The sequence below is a fragment of the Heliobacterium mobile genome (assembly GCF_009720735.1).
Taxonomy (GTDB): domain Bacteria; phylum Bacillota; class Desulfitobacteriia; order Heliobacteriales; family Heliobacteriaceae; genus Heliobacterium; species Heliobacterium mobile.
The window spans coordinates 21,723-39,691 of the sequence record NZ_WNKU01000030.1 but is presented as its reverse complement, the minus strand read 5'-3'; the positions used below and the strand labels follow the sequence as shown (position 1 = coordinate 39,691).

Below are 17,969 nucleotides of genomic sequence, written 5' to 3'. Positions count from 1 at the left end.
TCCGCCTGCACGCGCTTTACGCCCAGTCATTCCGGACAACGCTTGCCCCCTACGTATTACCGCGGCTGCTGGCACGTAGTTAGCCGGGGCTTCCTCCTCGGGTACCGTCATTCTTCTTCCCCGAAGACAAGGGTTTACAATCCGAAGACCTTCATCCCCCACGCGGCATTGCTCCGTCAGGCTTTCGCCCATTGCGGAAGATTCCCCACTGCTGCCTCCCGTAGGAGTCTGGGCCGTGTCTCAGTCCCAGTGTGGCCGTTCACCCTCTCAGGCCGGCTACCGATCGTCGCCTTGGTAGGCTGTTACCCTACCAACTAGCTAATCGGACGCGGACCCATCCAAGAGCGGATTGCTCCTTTGGTTGTCCAGGGATGTCCCCAGACAACGTTATGCGGTATTAGCAGCCCTTTCGGGCTGTTATCCCCCACTCTCAGGCAGGTTATCCACGCGTTACTCACCCGTCCGCCACTAAGCACTTCCACCGAAGTATCTGTGCTCCGTTCGACTTGCATGTGTTAGGCATGCCGCCAGCGTTCGTCCTGAGCCAGGATCAAACTCTCCACAAAAAATGTAGATAAGCTTGAGTCAAGCTCTCATTAATAAAGTTTCTTATCGAGTTATGGCTTCTTGTAACAGAAGTCATCTACTCTCAAGAATTTGTCCGTCCCGCTCGCGCGGGCCGAATTGACTTTGGTTTCGCACGCTTTTGCTTTAACAACTGTTTGATTTTCAAGGACCAAAGTTTTTCTTGCCCGTTTGCCGGGCGGAACTTTATAATATCACTTCGCATTCACTATTGCAACTGGTATCTTTAGGAAATTGCTTGTTTTGGTTCAAAACCCTTTTGAAAATGCTACAAACGGAATCCGTTCCGCTTGTGTATTTACCTCTATCAATACGTCCTGTCCTCAACAGGAGTTATAGCTTATCACTACCCATTCACCATTTCAACCGGTAGTAACTGGAAGTGCCGTCGCTCTTCGACCTGGAAGCAACAAATTTTTCATGATTTATTCCAAATATACTTGATTTTACATAGAATAGAGTTACAATCGACTTAGCGAGATAGTGATCTAGTGTGGTTTTTTTCATAGCACGGAAAGGCAAGGAGGTGCTTTTATGAAACTGAGCGCACGTAACCAACTGACCGGCACTGTAAAGGAAATCAAAGTTGGCGTCGTCACCGTTGAGGTCATCCTTGATCTCGGAAATGATCAGACGATCACATCGATCATTTCCAAAGACGCTTGCGAAGAACTGGGACTAGCCGTCGGATCGAAAGCAACGGCTGTCGTCAAATCCACTTCCGTCCTGCTGATGGCTTAGATTCCCCCATGAAAAACGGGTCGGTAAGGCATTTGCCTTCCGGCCCGTTTTTTATGGGGGAAAGAGACTGCCAAAACATACAAAGGGTATCGAAAGCTGATTTGACAATCCCTTTTTCCATGTGTAAGACTAAGAGAACCAAAACCGTTAAAGCGAAATCGTAGTTCCTATTAAGGTGGAGATAAGATGGAGAGAAATACATACCGGTTCATCTTGGAAAAAGCCCAGGAGTGTTTGTGGAACTATCCATTGCGCCCCCCAATGGTTGAGCCGCTCCCCATCTTGAACGCCCAGAATCGAGTCCTTGGAGAAGACCTATTCGCCCCTTACTCCTTACCCCCCTTTGATCGTTCCCCTTTAGATGGGTACGCGCTGCTGGGAGAAGACAGTCTTGGCGCATCGAAGAAAAATCCGAAAGTCCTGACGGTCGTCGATCGGATTCCCGCCGGGCATATCGGGCGGAGAGAATTGCAAGCTGGAGAGTGCGCTCGAATCTTTACGGGAGCCCCTATCCCGCTCGGCGCCAATGCTGTGCTGCGCCAAGAGGATACCGAATCGGCAGGGGAAACGGTTCGTCTATTATCAGAAGTCACGCCTGGGGCGAACATCAGTCGTGCCGGAGAAGACGTATCCGCAGGGGAACCTATTCTTACTCGTGGTACGATGATTGGCCCCGCCGAATTAGCCCTGTTGGCCGCACTCGGCGTCGACCCTGTACCCTGCTATGCTCGGCCTAAGGTAGGGATTCTCTCCACGGGCGATGAAATCGTAGCGCTTACATCCCCGCTTACGCCGGGGAAAATCTTTAATTCCAACATGTATTTACTCGCCGGATACGTTTCCCGTGACGGGGGCGAGCCAGTCCTCTTGGGTTCGGTCCACGATAAAGTAGAGCTAATCCAAGCACGGATTCAAGAAGGACTCGCTCAAGCGGATCTGATTATTACGACTGGTGGCGTCTCTGTCGGCGATTATGACGTAGTGAAAGAGGTTCATCACGAGCTAGGCGCAAAAGGGCTGTTTACAAAACTAGATATCAAGCCGGGAACACCGATGACGGCTTCGGGACTCGGCGAAAAGTTGTTCATCGGCCTGTCAGGGAATCCCGGTGCCGCCGCCGTCACCTATGAGTTGACCGTCCGAACACTCTTGCGGAATTGGGCCGGGCGTAAAGACGGCCAACTCAGTAAAGTTCGGGCACGTCTTACCGAAAGTTTCAGCAAAATAAGTAATCAACGCCGTTTTTTGCGCGGGCGAATCGAATGGGTAGAAGGAGAATATCGCTTGTCTTTCACAGGCAAGCAGAATCCTGGTGTCATGAAGTCCTTATTGGATTGCAACTGCTTAGTGGAAGTGCCGGCCCAGAAACGATTGCTGAGCGATGATTGGGTAGAAGCGATTCTTTTATGATGTAAGAAAAGTATAAGAAAAATCGTAAGGGACCGACTCATGTCAGTCCCTTTTTTCTATAGCCTAAACCGAGATGTAAGCTCTCTCATTTGTACGACCATCGCGTCTAGTTTTCCAATCGAGTGGCTCACTTCCTCAACCGATGCGAGTTCTTCTTCCGTTGAAGCGGCAATCGTTTGCGCCATATCTGAAATAACATTGATTTCCCGCTGTACGTCCGTCACTCGGCCGACCACACTTTCACTTTGTGCGGTCAGTGTCTGTGTCTGATCGGCAATCGACGTAATCTTTCGGGATACTTCTAAAGCAGCCTCTTCAATCTTCACAAATAAATTACCGGACTTTTCGACCATGGAAACCCCTTCACGAATGACACCAGTTTCTTCATGGATAGCTGATATAGACTGTGCAGTTCCTCGTTGGATTTCGCTCATGATGTGATGAATTTCCCCGGCAGCTTTAGCAGATTCTTCGGCAAGTTGACGGACCTCTTCCGCCACCACAGCAAAACCGCGTCCATGTTCCCCCGCTCTCGCCGCTTCAATGGCAGCGTTTAGGGCCAGTAAGTTCGTTTGGGAGGCTATAGAGGTAATCACGTCCACAAACTGACCGATTTTTTCAGAGTTCGTGCCCAGCACGTTCACCACGTGCTCCGTCCCTTCCGATTTTTCGAGGATCAACTGCATTTGTTTAATGACACGCTCAATCTCAGTACGCCCATCATTGGCTTGTGACGCTGTCTCCTGGGATGCTTCCCGCAGCGTAGATACATACTGGGATACTTCCCGAACAATCCCCGCGATGTTCAACATATCGGCGACAGATATTTCCGATGTGGACCGAATCTTTTGGGACGCTTGTGCCACCTGCTGAATATGTAAGGTATTCTCCTTGCTACAGATGCGTAAGTTTTCAATACTGGAATTCAATATACGAGTCGTACCCACAACATTTTCTGCACTCTCGTTACAGCCTTTGACCAATCCCGCTAATCCTTGCACCATCCTGTTATAGGCGTTTATCATACGTCCAATTTCGCCCCGTTGGTCGGCATAGACGTGTTTATGCTGCAGATTACCGGATGCGACCTCGTCAAGCAATTCCGCAGTTGCCGTAATCGGTTTGGCAATCCGATTCGATATAACCATCCCACTCGGAATGACGATCAAACAACTGACGACCAAAATCGCCATCGCGATGCTTACAAGATCCTTTTCCGTTTGTACACTCGCGACGACTGGGATGGAAGCCGCGATCTTCGCCACTTCGCTTCCGTTGATATCGTGCAAAGGTCGGTAGGAAGTCAAATACTTCGTAGTACCGACCATCTGTGAATTTATTACCTTCCCGTTCTCCGGCTCTTTCGCAAAGGTTGCCTCTGTCGCCAGTGGAGCCTCCCCAGTCGGATATAGTAGGGCGACTTCCGCACCGGTCAGTTTTTTAAGCGTTTCCAAATGCTTATTGCCAATGCGTTTTCCGAAAACGAGATATCCCGCACAGTCCCCTTTTCCACCCGTTCTGAGGATTTGAGCCTCGGCAACGAGGGCCATCCCTTTAGAGGCTTTATACAGTCCGCTATGTAATTTCTTGTCGCCGACCAATGGCTTCAGGATCGGCTGTTGACGCATGTCACCCGTAAAAGATTCTGTCCCCTCAGCGTATAAGATTTTTCCGTCCTTATCAGTGACCAGCATAAAATCGAGAGAAAAATCGGACATAGCTGTCGACAATTGATCTTTAATCCAGGCGATATCCGATTTGCCCACATTCTCGTTCGCATCATCCCACCAACCGCAAGTTCGAACACCCGATTCCAGTTCTTTCGTTAACACGCTGACCGTGTTTGCTGCCGATTCCCCAGCAAACAAGACTTGTTCCCTTTCGACGGAGGACAAGCCTTTGTTTACGGCATACATATTCACGGCCACACTTATTAGGATCGGTACGAGTGAAAAAATCAATAATGCCACGAGGATCTGCTTTCGAATAGACATCGATCTATACCCTCCATACTAGACTACGCAAAACAGAAAGAGTTATTTGAAAGATGCAACTCTTTTTCGAAAAATTTGATGCCCTATCCTTTTCTTTAGGTCTGTTCAAAAAACCTTTTTCACAATCCGAGGTATATTATGACATAAACTCCCCTTTGAACAAATATTGCTTATAGGCGATTACCACCCTGGTCACAGTTGGTTCGTTCGTTTTGGCCTGTTCTGTTGGTTGTCTATTTGTTTCGAATAGCTGAACTTTTAAGAATATAATATATGCTCCAAATAGTACGATTAATTTACTACGTATTGCCGGGCTGTGATTTATTTTCTATAATTCTCTTCGTGACAATTTCATAGGATATTTTCGGATGACGCTTACGGGAGAGCAGTCGACAAGACTCGCCGAAGGAGTTACACTCTCAGGCCTTTGCTGTTCGGGCAACGAGAACCGTTAAGCTGACGAAACTCTGGAGAGACCCTGCGATACAGGGCGCCGAAGGGGCAAAGCGGTTTGTAAAAAAGCCGTCCAAATCTCTCAGGCAAAAGGACAGAGTAATTAATAGGGTGTCTATCGCCCTGTTTATTTATGCATTCTTTTTTGAGCGCTTTCGCTCATTTTTCCTATACTCCATCCTTTCTTCAGAGTCAAATCGTCAGATTTGGCTCTTTTTTATACCCTTTTTCCTTCTCCGAACCGACGCCTCATCTCTACTACATACAAAGGAGCAATCATCATGGACATCATCTCAATACTGGATCAAATTGATAGTCTGGTTTGGGGTCCGCCGCTGTTAGTTCTTCTCGTGGGAACAGGCATCTTTCTCACCCTGCGCCTAGGTCTTTTACAAGTTACAAAACTTCCTCTGGCACTGAAGCTCATCTTCACTGCCAAAAATGACGGTTCCGGTGATGTAAACAGTTTTGGTGCCCTCTGTACGGCCTTGGCCGCCACCGTTGGCACAGGAAACATCGTCGGTGTCGCCACAGCCATTAAAGCGGGCGGTCCCGGAGCACTGTTTTGGATGTGGCTGGCCGCCTTCTTCGGCATGGCCACGAAATATGCCGAAGGCCTACTTGCCGTGAAGTACCGTTCGGTCGACGCCAACGGACAAATCTCCGGCGGTCCTATGTACTACATCGTCAATGGGATGGGACCCAAATACCGACCACTCGCCATCATGTTTGCAGCCAGTGGCGTCTTAGTGGCCTGCTTCGGTATCGGTACCTTCCCTCAAGTGAACTCCATCGTCGCTGCCTGTGACTCCGGTCTCGGCATTCCCGTTCCGGTCACGGCGGCCGTCATCACGATTCTCGTAGCGATGATCACGCTCGGGGGTCTTCAAAGCATCGCTCAAGTATCCGAAAAAATCGTTCCCTTTATGGCTATCCTCTACATCGTTTCTTGTACTGCTGTCCTCGTCGTGTTTGCCGACCAACTTCCTCATGCGATCAGCCGGGTGATTCAGGAAGCTTTTACGGGCAGCGCAGCAACCGGTGGATTTCTTGGAGCCACGGTGATGATGGCCGTTCGAAACGGCATCGCCCGGGGCGTCTTCTCGAACGAATCCGGTCTCGGAAGCGCACCGATTGCAGCGGCGGCGGCTAAAACGAAGTGGCCTGCCGAACAGGGCCTCATTTCCATGACGGGAACCTTCATTGATACCATCATCATCTGTACGATGACCGGTCTCGTACTGATCGTAACGAATGTTTGGTCTGGCGACGCCGCTGGTGCGGCCATGACCCAAAAAGCCTTTTCCGCGGCGTTCCCCCAATTCGGTACGCTCTTACTCACCGTCGGACTCGCCCTTTTTGCCTTTACGACCATTCTCGGATGGAACTACTACGGAGAACGGTGCTGCGAATATCTCTTTGGTGTCAAAGGAATCAAACCTTATCGCTACATCTTTATCCTGTTAGTTGCCTTAGGTGCTTTCCTAAAACTGGACGCGATTTGGCTGCTGGCCGACATCGTCAATGGCCTGATGGCGATTCCGAATCTTATCGCCCTATTGGCCCTTTCCGGCGTCGTTGTCGCGGAGACAAAACGGTACATAGACGTGGTGAAACGTTCGTAACCATCGTTGATCGTCCGCTTTGGTCAGGTTGTTTGAACCTGTTTCGAAACTAGGATTTAACCATCAAAAAGAGCTGTCCTCTTGATAACGTTCCATGGGACGTTAGGGAGGGCAGCTTATTCTTTTTAAAGATGAACTCTTTAATAAATTTGTCGAACCTCTTCCCAAAGTCCCATGCCAGAAACCACATTCTTTACTGGCATCACAAACACAGGGCTTCCCGTTATAATACAATCACATGCAATTAGATTGTATAAAATTCAATTTATTACCCTTCATTAAGGTAAGCTGCCGTTAGCAACAATATGATAGAAAGGGTGCAACTATGAAGCGAACAATTTATTACTTTTCCGCAACGGGAAACTCGCTCCATGTATCTAAGTCCATCGCTGAGAAACTAGGTGAATGCGATCTCTTGTCCATACCGAGCCTGCGCCAGTACGAAACAATCACCGCTGATTCTGAAATGGTCGGCTTTGTTTTCCCCTTGCACTATTTTGGCATCCCCCCCATGGTCAGTGACTTTATTCGGAAAATCCGCATGGAGAAGGTTACGTACTCTTTTGTCATCGTCACCAGTGGTGTGGGGCGTCTTTCGAGCAGTGCACTTCACCAAGTCGACGACCTTTTCGGTCAGAAAGGCAGGAGTCTGGACGCTGCTTTCCACGTGGCAATGATTTCGAGTTATATTCCCCTCTCTGACATTCCGCCGACCGAAAAAACGCATCAGAAGCTCGCGAAGGCTGACCTGAAAATTCAGGAAATCACAAGCGCACTCTTGTCAGCAAAACCGTTCCGCGAGGCGGAACCTTTCTGGGCACCACTTAAGGCCTTTCACAAGTACTGGAAGAATCATCAGCTTCCTCACGTGCACCAGAAGTTTACATGTGCATCCTCCTGCACATCATGCGGTATTTGTGAGAAGGTTTGTCCGGTAAACAATATCCATATGAAAGATAACAAGCCTCTGTGGCTGGAAAACTGTCAAGAGTGTCTGGCTTGCCTCCACTTCTGTCCTGCAAAAAGTATAGAGTATGGCGGAAGGACGAAGGGAAGAAAGCGGTATCATCATCCAAAGGTGTCCGCCCTCGATATCATCCATTCAAAATAGACTCCCTTGCTCCTGACGGGCAGGGTGCCATTATTGGAATAAAGGATATGATGTTTAAGTGTAGCCCTTTCCCTTACTGGACTCGCAATCCTCATGGAGAGTGTGACTATAAAAATGGATCGAGATGAACTGTTAAAGTTAGATAATCAACTCTGTTTTACCATTTACGCCTGTTCAAAGGAGATCATCCGCATATACCGGCCTTTTTTAGCGGAACTCGGTCTAACCTATACGCAGTATGTGGTTTTATTAGTGCTCTGGGAAAAAGACGACATCAACCTAAAGGAGCTCGGTGAGCGCCTTTACCTCGACTCCGGGACACTAACACCTCTGCTAAAAAAAATGGAAGCTGCCGGGCTATTGTTCCGGCAGCGCAGCCAAGAGGATGAGCGGCACATCTTCATTCGGTTAACGGAGCAGGGACAAGAACTAAAAAAAGCCGCTTATGAGACACTTCAAAAAGCTTTTTGCAACATGCCCATATCCGTGGAGGAGGCCATCTCTTTACGGGGACAGTTAAAGACCTTGCTTAACAGACTGCCCTCCGTCCACAGATAGGTAAAACAAAAAGCGCCCCAAGAATGATTATCTATTCATTCTTGGGGCGCTTTCGTCCTCCTGCACACAATCTCGTATGTACACGTACCTTTTCATGTTAACTCTCACTTTGCCCCTAGACTCCTCAAATTCAAGAAGAAGTGATATATCGGTGCCAACGTTCCAAAACCATCGGCCAATTCCCGAATCAAGTCAGACCGGAACAGGCCCTCATCAACATTTTTGTTGCAGACGAAGTAAATATCTTTTCGTTGGTACCATTCTTTCCACTCATCAGGCAGATTGGGATTAAGGATTCGTTTATATTTCTCGCCTTCTAGACTAAAGGTTCCTTGCCCTTTATACAGAGAATGTGCCTTTAAAAAGGCTTTATCTTGACCGTCGATCAGACCGCGTATTTCATATAGGGTTTCCTTCGGGATGCAGTAAAAGCCCATGCCATACCGATAATAGTCGGGGAATAGCTCAAAAAAGAAAACCGGCTCTGTCTTCCAATCCTTGTAGTTTCTTTTGAGAGAGACCCACATATTGGCCCGGTAGGGGCTTTTGTCTTTGGAAAAGCGGGTATCCCGGTTGATTCTGGAGATACATCGCTTCGGGTTTGTTTCTATTAACAAATCGATAGACTTCATGCATGGAGCGAGAGCGAGGACCATGTCCTGGAGTGGTTCCATCAAGTGCTGTTTATAGCGGCCCCGGTTTACTTCAAACCATTCTTTGTTGTTGTTCGCTCTCAGATCGGCGAGAAAACGAATCGTCTCGGTTGAAAATCCTTGAAACACAGCTCTGCCCTCCAGTTTCACCCATCATATTTACGGGCCTTTCCTTATACTGGTCGTTCGTTATGCTGGTCTTTTCGTATACCGTTCATACTTTTTGTCTATATTCACCTATTCTTTTATACACACTCCGCTTATACCTCTGGTGGCAAATGGGCCAATAGTTCCTCTACGGTCTTCCAGTGTATGAGAGCTTGAATGGCGTTCGTGCTGGGACTTACATAAATCATGGGGTCCTCTTCTTCCCCCAGTTCGGTTCGCACCTCAAAGGCTAACTTTTCGTCGTCCGTGGAAAACTCGGCCGTGACGCCGGCTTTATTTCCCCGAGCATCGAGCCGGATCCATTTCTCTAGACTCTGTATGTACACGGCATTCAACCCGTGCAATACCAACCAGGGCTTGTCTTCATCATCTAAGACGAGCTTCTGATAGCAAAAGCCCGTAGGTATGCCTAAACTACGAAGCAGTGCCGCCAGTAAGTGCGCTTTGGCATAGCAAATCCCTTGTCGATGTTCCAGCACTTCCGACGCTTTGCAAGTCACTACGGTTCCTTGAATGTCTGCGGAGTGTGCGATTTCATCTCTGACAAAGTGATATACGGCGCGAACGATATCTAGTTCGTCTTGAATTCCCTCGGTAATCCGTATAGCCCTTTCTCTTATGGCAGTGATTTGATAGTCGATAACGTCCGAAGACTTACGATACTCGTCCAGATCGTCTGTTTCCAAGATCAAATTCATCGGAATCATCGCTCCCTGTAACTTCTATCAGGTTACCTGGTTGCTACATCTTAAAGATTCTTTTTAAGGTAAATGATTTTTTATCAAGGCAATGGTTCTTTTTAGGGTACATACCCCTTATCGTAGCGCAATGCCTTTTTGGAAGGTTACAAATAAATTGGGCATTCGCGAGGCACCTTCGTCCTTTTATACAGAGGTGTTTCACGAATGCCCGGTAATGGTTTGATTTGCTCGGACTTGACTTTTGTAAACCCCTTTATAGGCCAAGACCGTTCCGTTTTTTGAAAGCTTGAATGTGTCCAAGATGATGATTCCCGTGCCATGCGTAAAGACCGATGGCTTTGCGAAGACTGACGTCCCCGATTTCCGGGTGGCGAAATACGGCGTCCAGTTGAGCAGGGGTCAGCGAGCAAAGTAACCGAACCCACCGCTTATGTAAAGAATCGATCAGTTGAAGAGAAACGTCCGCTGGTACATGAACAGCATCGTCGAGTTCAGCCCACTTCGCCTCGTCATACGGTTTTATCGTAGGGCTGTCTTCCGTCAAGGCCAATTTGAACCGGACAAAGGAGTTCATATGACTGTCGGCGACATGATGAATGACTTGACGAAGGGTCCATCCCCCGGGTCGATAGGAAGCGTCCATTTGCTCTTCCGATAAGCCTTCCACTGACTTGCGCAGCAACTCTGGCAACGCCTCAATTTGGGCAACAAGACCAGGAATTTGTTCATCCGAGACCTCTTGCGAAAAATCAAAGCGACCGATAGGGTATTTCAATTCATCCATGACCGGGCCCTCCTTTTCCACTCATCGATATACGGGTGTGCTCTTTACACATAAAAGCTGCAGTACACGATAATCGCCATAGTTGGTTAGCACTAGTATAATCGCTTATTCTCGATTTGGGATCTCTTCTTTTCATTCGAAAATAGTCCAAACCAAGCTGAAAAGCCCTACATATGCTGTATAACATGGAGGTGTTCTCATGGCATATGCATGGGGTGTCGACTCGGCCTCCCCAGCGGATGATCAATTGCTTCAATGCGTGATGAATAATTTCGGAAAGCCACGTTTTTGGGGAAGGTACCTCTCTACTGTTCCTCGTGTCGCCAGTGGATTGACGAACGAAGAAATTTCTTTTCTCCGCGGCCAAAATATCAAAATCTTACCCATCTATAATGATTTTCGTGAAGCACTAGGTTATGAAAATGGAAAAAACGTGGCCCGAGTAGCTGTCGAGAATGCAGAACGATTAGGGGTTACCCAGGGAACCTTTCTCTTTGCCAATATCGAACACTATTTTCGAATCAATGAAGCCTGGATCCGTGGTTGGGTCGATACCATTCGGATTTCCGGCTATAAATCGGGCATCTATCATGACCCCATCCGAGGACCCTTTAGCGACGCCTATTGTCGAGCCGTAAAAAAAGACGGCCGTGTCGGTTATGAGACAGCCTTATGGAGTGCGCAACCGGAAATAACCGTGACGGGCCCGCAAGATGCTCCCGGCTTTTCTCCAAACAGACCCGACTGCAACGGGAATGTCTGGGCATGGCAGTATGGGCGCGATTCTAAAACTTGTCCCATCGATACCAATATGATGGATACCCGATTACTGAATCAACTTTTCTAAATGATTGTCTTTTCCGTTGGCTGAAGACTAAAAATTCCATCGCTATCATTGCCCTGGAATGAGGAAAGACGGCTTCATCGCTGAAACCGTCTTTCCCTTTGTATTAGACCTTGAACTTACCGACGGTAGCCTTTAAGTCCTCCGCCATTTTCTGCAACTCTTTACTAGAGGAAGCGATCTGCTCGATGGTCGCGGACTGCTCTTCCGTTGCTGCCGAAACCGTTTGCGTTTGAGCCGCAGCGTCCTTGCTAAACCGGTCAATCTCCCTCACTGACGAAACGATTTGCTGGCTTCCCGATGCCATCTGCTGGGTGGCTGCCGAAATCTCGCTGACTTGGGACGAAACTTGATCGATGAGCGAGACGATCTCCCTGAACGCCTTTCCGGCACTGTTCATCACATCAGTTCCGATTTTCACTTCTCGACTTCCCTCGTTCATGGCGGACACTGCATTACTCGTCTCGGCCTGTATCTCCGAGATTAAATCGGCAATTTGCTTGGCCGCTTCTTGGGACTGTTCAGCCAGTTTACGTACTTCCTCTGCGACGACGGCAAATCCCTTACCTTGTTCACCGGCGCGAGCAGCCTCAATCGCCGCATTCAGTGCCAATAGGTTCGTCTGACCTGCGATCCCGGAAATCGTAGCGACGATTTGCCCAATCTCATTCGAACGTTCACCGAGTTTTGAGACCACCTGCGTGGAACTGGATACGGACTTTTCAATGCTGTTCATTTGAGTCGTAGCATTGCTTACCGCTTTATTCCCTTCTGTAGCCGCTTTAGCTGTTTTTTCTGCCATGCCGGACACGGCATTGGCATTGGCCGCCATCTGCTGAATCCCTGCAGACATTTGCTCGATGACCGCCGAGGCTTCACTGACGGCTTTTACCTGCATATCGGCCCCTTGCGCCACTTCGGTGATAGAAGCCGCCACCTGATTGGACGCCTGCGCCGATTGGCCGGCACTGGTCGTTAATTCAGAGGTAGAGGCAGAGACATTCTCGGCGCTATGGAGCACTTGGATCATGATGCCCCTGAGATCGGCTAAAAATTGATTGATCGCATTCGCTAGATCACCAATCTCATCTTTGGTATCGACGTGTATTTCTTGCCTAAGATCGCCGCCGCTTTGGGCCAGCTTTGTCAGTTCTCCATATAACAGGTTGACTGGTTTGGTAATTCCTCGAGTGATCAAAAAAGCAAAAAACGCGGCAAGCACTAAACCAACGGCACTTCCACCGACCAAGGTAATTTTGGTCTTCATCTCCCCTTGATGAAGTGCTTCGGAACGTTTGGCCAAGAGGCTGCTTTCCTCCGCTTTTATGTCCGCAAGTAGCTTACGCATGCCATCCATGCTCTGCTTACCTTTTCCCGCTTGAACAAAGGCCATGACCTCTTCCATTTTCACTTGTCCGGTGCCCACTTGGCGCCGTAGTTCAATCAAACGATCTGACTCGTTCGCCAGCCATTCTTTCTCTTGTTGCAGCAGGTTCACGAGTCGTTCTTGTTGTTTAGGATTATCGGAGGTAAGCTGTTTGATCCTGTCATAATTTTGTTGGAAACCGCTCTTACCATTATTATACGGTTCCAAAAATTCTTCTTTTCCAGTGAGTGCGAACCCGCGTTCACCCGTTTCCATATTGACTAAGCTGGTTAAAATGGCGTCGGCTTCTCCTATAACCTCATATGTATGGACATTAATCGCGACGGCATCAGACTCAGCAACAAACTGGATATAAGCGAAACCGATGACGGACAGCATAATTAAAGTAACAAGTCCAAATCCCAAATAGAGTTTCTTACCGATTCTTAGATTTTGAAGATTCAAGTAGACCATCTTCTTTCAGCTATTTTTCGAATGTTATGAACGCTTACTCTGTCACCCAAAATCCAAGTTTGTTGAACCGTACGTCTATTCAATTTTCCCTTCTTTCGTTAGGTCACCACGCCCTCTCAAAATCGATCTAAATGTAATACTTGTTATTCGTCACCGTTCTATATTTTTTGTGAAAATCCTTCTTTTTTCTACTAATGTTGCTGGAATAATCTGATAACGGTGTTCCTGTTAGGATTTCATTAAATTTACCCTTTAAACCCCTTCCTTGACCTCTTCAATACGCAATTAAGCCCCATCAACCCTTGCACTAATAAGCCATTTTGAGATTCCGCGGAAACCGTGACGTCTGCTCCCCTTTATTTCTAAAGTAACCCCCCCTTGCATTTTATACAAAAGGTTAAGGCTACTTTCGCTGTCAGCGGTGATACTTTTCTACGTATGTCCATTCATCAATTCATACAGGAGCGAGATCCCCTTACGAATCTCATCGGGTTCGAGATGTCCGTACCCTAAAAGCAGCTTATCTAGATGCCTGCCTTTACAAATGCTGTGATCGTCCACGGAAGTACAGAAAATACCCGCTTGCTTGCTTCGTTGAATGAATTCTTGATCAAAGTAGAATCCCTGAAAGGCGAGCGCAATATGCAATCCGGCCGCGTCTCCCCATGGACGCCATCCTGTTCCAAAGGTATCCTTCAGTAACGATAAAAGAAGCTTCCGCCGCTCTCCATATAAACGCCGCATCTTCTGTACATGCCGGTCCAGCTTGCGTGAACCCAAATACTCGGCCAGTGCGGCCTGTTCAAAGGGCGGGCTTTGCACATCCGTATGCGTTCGTAGATACTTCCACTGGCGATGAAGGGTTGGAGGCAGTACCGCGTACCCCACCCGCAAGGCCGGGAACAGGATTTTGCTAAAAGTACCTACATAGATGACCCGCTGTGGATCCATAGCGTAAAGCGGAGCAACCGGCTCACCGCAGTAGCGAAACTCGCTGTCATAATCATCCTCGATGATATAGAGATGGTTCTCTCGGGCAAAGCGAATTAAGACAGCCCGCCGGTTGGCAGGTAGAATACCACCCAAGGGGAACTGGTGGGACGGCGTCACATAAATAGCGCCGGCGTTCCATGGTTCAAGCTGCTCTGTCTGAAGACCATGCTCATCGACTGGAACTGGATAAACGGTCACCTCTTTACTCCGCAGCACTCGCAGCATGCCCATGTGACAGGGATCCTCGATGATGATTCCCTTTGCACGATGACAGAGCATTTCGGAGATCAGGTGCAGCGCCTGAGTGGCGCCAGCCGTGATGAAGATGTCCTGGGAGCGAACGGTAAGGCCTTTGCTTCGAAAAAGCCATGCAGCGATTTCCTCACGGAGCTTCGGCAGCCCCTCCGGTCCTGTATACCCGAACTGATCCAGCGGCATCTCCTCATAGGCTTTGCGTAGGAGCTGGGACCACTGAAACCGGGGAAAGTGCCGCAAATCCGGTTGCCCCGTTTGAAAGTTCGCTCGGATCGGCGGAGTACTGGGTGTTAGTGTTTCCATCGGTTCTGCATGGGGTGGCAGATCAACGCACACCCCCTCGGCCACTCGGGTCGGTGAACCCTGGCTACTGACCACATCCCCCTCAGCCAACAGCATTTCATAGGCCTCGCAAACCGTATTCCGGGATACCCCAAGCTGTTTAGCCAGCTCACGGGTCGAAGGAAGTGCTTCACCCGATAGGATGTAACCCCTCGTAATTTGCTCCTTGAGCGATTGATAGATCTGGCGCGTCAAAGAAATATCGCCACTTCGACGCAACTCAATTCCCCACATGGCACCCTCCAACTGGACCGATAGCAATCGCTTATAACTGGCTCTTTTAGGATACCAGTTTGCCCTGTATGATTCTAGCCATGGATCCTTAGAATCCGATTGCAGAAGAGGGGCTGTGTATGGAAAAGAGCAAAATAGAGCATCTACTGGGAGCCTTTTTCCTTTTCAGTGCGTTTACCCTGGCCGGAACCTCTGTGGTCACGGCACGTTTTGTGACCCACCACATAGGGACCTTTACGATCACCGTCGTGAGTATGTTTTTTGCCATACTATGCCTTGCGCCGCTTTGCGGGAGAAAATTACCTCAAGCGATCGGAACGATGGATAAAAAGCAATGGTTGATGCTGCTTTTGCAGGCATTGTTCGGGGTATTCCTGTTTCGGATGTTCTTGCTGGAAGGACTTTTGCACACCAGCGCCGCCGAAGCCGGAATATTGACAGGTGCTACCCCTGCCATCACGGCAATACTTGCCTGGGGTGCATTGAAAGAACCGGCGAACAAAAAAACCTTTGCCGGGATTCTCTGCACAGTGGGTGGGATCCTTCTAGTGCAGGGAATTCTGGCAAAGGGGAGTGATTTTGCTTCTGAACATTTCTGGGGAAATATGCTGGTTCTCTGCGCCGCGGCCAGCGAATCCTTGTTCAATATATTTTCGCGTATGAATTCACTCAAGACCGATCATGCAGAAAAGGAACCCCTGGATCCGACGGTGCAAACTTTACTGGTTTCAGTAATGGCCCTCGGACTGTGCCTCGTTCCTGCAATGTATGAACAACCCCTAGCGTCGCTGATGAAGATTGGCGTCGTGCAATGGTCGGCGTTAGCTTGGTATGGGGCCATCGTAACGGCTCTGTCGTTCATATGCTGGTTTGCCGGGATCAAACGGTGTAGTGCTTATACGGCGGCTGCCTTTTCGGGCATGATGCCGTTTACTGCTTTGATCTTGTCGGTTTGGGTGCTTGGTGAACATGCTGGCTGGGAGCAATGGTCTGGAGGGGTTCTGATCATGCTTGCTATGATTTTAATCGGATTGCGAGATGGAAAACGAGATGAACAATCAGAGCGAAACCTCTCCATCATCCTATCGGACGATGTTCACTATGACAGGAGATAGCATACCGGTGATACGTCTCTTGATATCGGGTCAAACTTGCTGAACTGACAAGAACCGTCTGTACGATGGGAGCTACAGACTGGGATGACCTACTTCCCGGATACTTTGCAGTTTCCCTTTTATCTTTGTGGTGGGAAGTGCATCCAAAACCAGTTCTCCCTTCCCCCCGAGAATCTCAACATAAGAACAAGTGTCCTGGACATCGATAATCCCCACATCCCCCGCATCGACACCGCTAATACTGGTTAGTGCACCCATGATATCTCCCGGTCTCATTTTCGTCTTTTTTCCGGCATTGATCCGGACTCTTGTGATCCCTTTATTGAGATATTCACTGACATCCTGTTTTCGTTTCGGCTTTACATTCCTGCTCTTCTCAAAAATCCGCTTCCCGCTTTCCACTTCTTCCAAGGTCGGCAGTTCCCGCTTCGGTATCTTATACTGCACATATTCTTCTATTTCCGTTAAAAACCTGTGATCGCGGGGCGTTACGAAAGTGAGGGCGGTGCCTTCATTCCCTGCGCGGCCTGTCCTACCTATGCGATGAACATAGCTTTCAGATTCCATTGGAACATCATAATTGATGATGAGGGCAATATCGTCAATGTGAATACCTCGTGCCACCACATCGGTGGCAATAAGGAATCTGAATTCGCCTCTTTTGAACTTTTGAATGGTCATCAATCGCTCTCTCTGTTCCATGCCTCCATGCAGGCTGCTGCAGAGATAGCCATTATGCTTCATTTTACTGAATACTGCATCTACCTGCTCCCGGGTATTACAAAAAACAATACAACTTTCCGGTCTTTGAATGTAGAAAATATTATTCAAAAGACTACTTTTGTTTTCTTCGTCTACTTCATAAAAATACTGATCGATTTTATCGGTCGTAGGATTTTCCGATTTTACCTCGATTTTTTCAGGGTTGCGCATGTATTTATCACATATGGCAACGATTTTTTCCGGCATTGTCGCGGAGAATAACAGAGTCACCCGATTTGGGGGCAACATTTTTATAATCGCTTCAATTTGTTCGATAAATCCCATATCCAGCATCTTATCCGCTTCATCAATCACCAGATACCGAATCTCATCCAGAATGAAATTTTTTCTTTCGATATGATCATAGGTTCTGCCGGGTGTACCTACGATGGCGTGGACCCGCTGCTTTAACTCTCTTTTTTGAAATTCTATGGGATGCTTACCATATACGGCTGCGCAGCGGATCTTTTTGAATCTCCCTATATTGGCGATATCCTGCTTGATCTGTACGGCCAATTCTCTGGTAGGTGTCAACACCAACACCTGGGGGTTCTTTTGCTCTATCTCCATCTTTTCGCAAAGAGGAATGGCAAAGGCTGCTGTCTTCCCACTGCCTGTCTGGGATTTCACGATAATATCCTTATCGTGAAGAATCAAAGGAATCGCCTGTTGCTGTACTTCTGTCAGGGTCTCAAATCCAATGCTTTTCAAGGCTTTTACGATTTCTTCGCCAAGACCGTAGGATGCAACGCTTCTATTGTCCATGACATGAACCTCATTCTGTAACTTAGTTTATTATTC

The 17,969-nt window shown here is 48.3% G+C and carries 14 protein-coding genes, 1 rRNA gene and 1 riboswitch; of the genes, 7 read left to right on the top strand and 8 right to left on the bottom strand.

Translation table 11 applies throughout. The features are described from left to right. Positions 1-566, bottom strand: a 16S ribosomal RNA gene (locus GJ688_RS17020); the annotation flags it as partial. A 553-nt stretch (positions 567-1,119) separates the two neighbouring features. Between GJ688_RS17020 and GJ688_RS17015 the strand changes: the two genes are divergently transcribed. Beyond that, complete coding sequence (locus GJ688_RS17015) at positions 1,120-1,326, top strand: TOBE domain-containing protein (protein WP_155477721.1); 207 nt, start codon at positions 1,120-1,122, stop codon at positions 1,324-1,326. Between the two features lie 186 nt (positions 1,327-1,512). Beyond that, positions 1,513-2,736, top strand: coding sequence for a molybdopterin molybdotransferase MoeA (locus GJ688_RS17010; RefSeq protein ID WP_155477720.1), 1,224 nt, complete (start codon positions 1,513-1,515; stop codon positions 2,734-2,736). A 56-nt stretch (positions 2,737-2,792) separates the two neighbouring features. Here the strand turns inward: GJ688_RS17010 and GJ688_RS17005 are convergent, their stop codons facing one another. After that, positions 2,793-4,730 (bottom strand): methyl-accepting chemotaxis protein, encoded by a 1,938-nt coding sequence (locus tag GJ688_RS17005; RefSeq protein WP_155477719.1) that lies wholly within the window; start codon positions 4,728-4,730, stop codon positions 2,793-2,795. Between the two features lie 457 nt (positions 4,731-5,187). Then, a riboswitch (glycine riboswitch) is annotated at positions 5,188-5,291 on the top strand. A gap of 173 nt (positions 5,292-5,464) precedes the next feature. Here GJ688_RS17005 and GJ688_RS17000 point away from each other — a divergent pair. The 3 genes from GJ688_RS17000 (at position 5,465) to GJ688_RS16990 (ending at position 8,477) form a co-directional block, all read left to right on the top strand. After that, the gene (locus GJ688_RS17000; RefSeq protein WP_155477718.1) at positions 5,465-6,808 is read left to right on the top strand and encodes an alanine/glycine:cation symporter family protein; all 1,344 of its coding nucleotides are present in this window, start codon (positions 5,465-5,467) and stop codon (positions 6,806-6,808) included. A 325-nt stretch (positions 6,809-7,133) separates the two neighbouring features. After that, positions 7,134-7,919, top strand: coding sequence for an EFR1 family ferrodoxin (locus tag GJ688_RS16995; RefSeq protein ID WP_155477717.1), 786 nt, complete (start codon positions 7,134-7,136; stop codon positions 7,917-7,919). A 114-nt stretch (positions 7,920-8,033) separates the two neighbouring features. Continuing rightward, entirely contained in the window at positions 8,034-8,477 is a 444-nt protein-coding gene (locus GJ688_RS16990) for a MarR family winged helix-turn-helix transcriptional regulator (protein WP_155477716.1), read from the top strand. Positions 8,478-8,581: 104 nt separating this feature from the next. Here the strand turns inward: GJ688_RS16990 and GJ688_RS16985 are convergent, their stop codons facing one another. The 3 genes from GJ688_RS16985 to GJ688_RS16975 form a co-directional block, all read right to left on the bottom strand. Next, on the bottom strand, positions 8,582-9,259 hold the full coding sequence (locus GJ688_RS16985) for a DUF2461 domain-containing protein (RefSeq protein ID WP_170292105.1): 678 nt from the start codon (positions 9,257-9,259) through the stop codon (positions 8,582-8,584). A gap of 131 nt (positions 9,260-9,390) precedes the next feature. Then, positions 9,391-9,996: a transglutaminase-like domain-containing protein gene (locus GJ688_RS16980; protein WP_155477714.1), complete on the bottom strand. Its 606-nt coding sequence runs from the start codon at positions 9,994-9,996 to the stop codon at positions 9,391-9,393. Positions 9,997-10,252: 256 nt separating this feature from the next. Then, positions 10,253-10,783: a YfiT family bacillithiol transferase gene (locus GJ688_RS16975; RefSeq protein ID WP_155477713.1), complete on the bottom strand. Its 531-nt coding sequence runs from the start codon at positions 10,781-10,783 to the stop codon at positions 10,253-10,255. 199 nt (positions 10,784-10,982) lie between these two features. Here GJ688_RS16975 and GJ688_RS16970 point away from each other — a divergent pair, with 199 nt between their 5' ends. Beyond that, the gene (locus GJ688_RS16970; RefSeq protein ID WP_155477712.1) at positions 10,983-11,630 is read left to right on the top strand and encodes a glycoside hydrolase domain-containing protein; all 648 of its coding nucleotides are present in this window, start codon (positions 10,983-10,985) and stop codon (positions 11,628-11,630) included. A 103-nt stretch (positions 11,631-11,733) separates the two neighbouring features. Here GJ688_RS16970 and GJ688_RS16965 read toward each other — a convergent pair whose 3' ends face one another. Both GJ688_RS16965 and pdxR read right to left on the bottom strand, forming a co-directional pair. Continuing rightward, on the bottom strand, positions 11,734-13,458 hold the full coding sequence (locus tag GJ688_RS16965) for a methyl-accepting chemotaxis protein (RefSeq protein ID WP_207708832.1): 1,725 nt from the start codon (positions 13,456-13,458) through the stop codon (positions 11,734-11,736). 441 nt (positions 13,459-13,899) lie between these two features. Continuing rightward, positions 13,900-15,291, bottom strand: coding sequence for a MocR-like pyridoxine biosynthesis transcription factor PdxR (gene pdxR, locus GJ688_RS16960; RefSeq protein ID WP_155477725.1), 1,392 nt, complete (start codon positions 15,289-15,291; stop codon positions 13,900-13,902). A 119-nt stretch (positions 15,292-15,410) separates the two neighbouring features. Between pdxR and GJ688_RS16955 the strand changes: the two genes are divergently transcribed. Further along, positions 15,411-16,406: a DMT family transporter gene (locus GJ688_RS16955; protein WP_155477710.1), complete on the top strand. Its 996-nt coding sequence runs from the start codon at positions 15,411-15,413 to the stop codon at positions 16,404-16,406. A 72-nt stretch (positions 16,407-16,478) separates the two neighbouring features. Here the strand turns inward: GJ688_RS16955 and GJ688_RS16950 are convergent, their stop codons facing one another. Then, positions 16,479-17,933, bottom strand: coding sequence for a DEAD/DEAH box helicase (locus tag GJ688_RS16950; RefSeq protein WP_155477709.1), 1,455 nt, complete (start codon positions 17,931-17,933; stop codon positions 16,479-16,481). Positions 17,934-17,969 lie beyond the last annotated feature (36 nt).

Bases quoted from the DNA above. Each gene is read 5' to 3' on its own strand.
- GJ688_RS16970 (WP_155477712.1), top strand. From the start codon at position 10,983: ATGGCATATGCATGGGGTGTCGACTCGGCCTCCCCAGCGGATGATCAA.
- GJ688_RS17000 (WP_155477718.1), top strand. From the start codon at position 5,465: ATGGACATCATCTCAATACTGGATCAAATTGATAGTCTGGTTTGGGGT.
- GJ688_RS17005 (WP_155477719.1), bottom strand. From the start codon at position 4,730: ATGTCTATTCGAAAGCAGATCCTCGTGGCATTATTGATTTTTTCACTC.
- GJ688_RS16980 (WP_155477714.1), bottom strand. From the start codon at position 9,996: ATGAATTTGATCTTGGAAACAGACGATCTGGACGAGTATCGTAAGTCT.
- GJ688_RS16995 (WP_155477717.1), top strand. From the start codon at position 7,134: ATGAAGCGAACAATTTATTACTTTTCCGCAACGGGAAACTCGCTCCAT.
- GJ688_RS17010 (WP_155477720.1), top strand. From the start codon at position 1,513: ATGGAGAGAAATACATACCGGTTCATCTTGGAAAAAGCCCAGGAGTGT.
- GJ688_RS16990 (WP_155477716.1), top strand. From the start codon at position 8,034: ATGGATCGAGATGAACTGTTAAAGTTAGATAATCAACTCTGTTTTACC.
- GJ688_RS16950 (WP_155477709.1), bottom strand. From the start codon at position 17,933: ATGGACAATAGAAGCGTTGCATCCTACGGTCTTGGCGAAGAAATCGTA.
- GJ688_RS17015 (WP_155477721.1), top strand. From the start codon at position 1,120: ATGAAACTGAGCGCACGTAACCAACTGACCGGCACTGTAAAGGAAATC.
- GJ688_RS16955 (WP_155477710.1), top strand. From the start codon at position 15,411: ATGGAAAAGAGCAAAATAGAGCATCTACTGGGAGCCTTTTTCCTTTTC.
- pdxR (WP_155477725.1), bottom strand. From the start codon at position 15,291: ATGTGGGGAATTGAGTTGCGTCGAAGTGGCGATATTTCTTTGACGCGC.
- GJ688_RS16975 (WP_155477713.1), bottom strand. From the start codon at position 10,783: ATGGATGAATTGAAATACCCTATCGGTCGCTTTGATTTTTCGCAAGAG.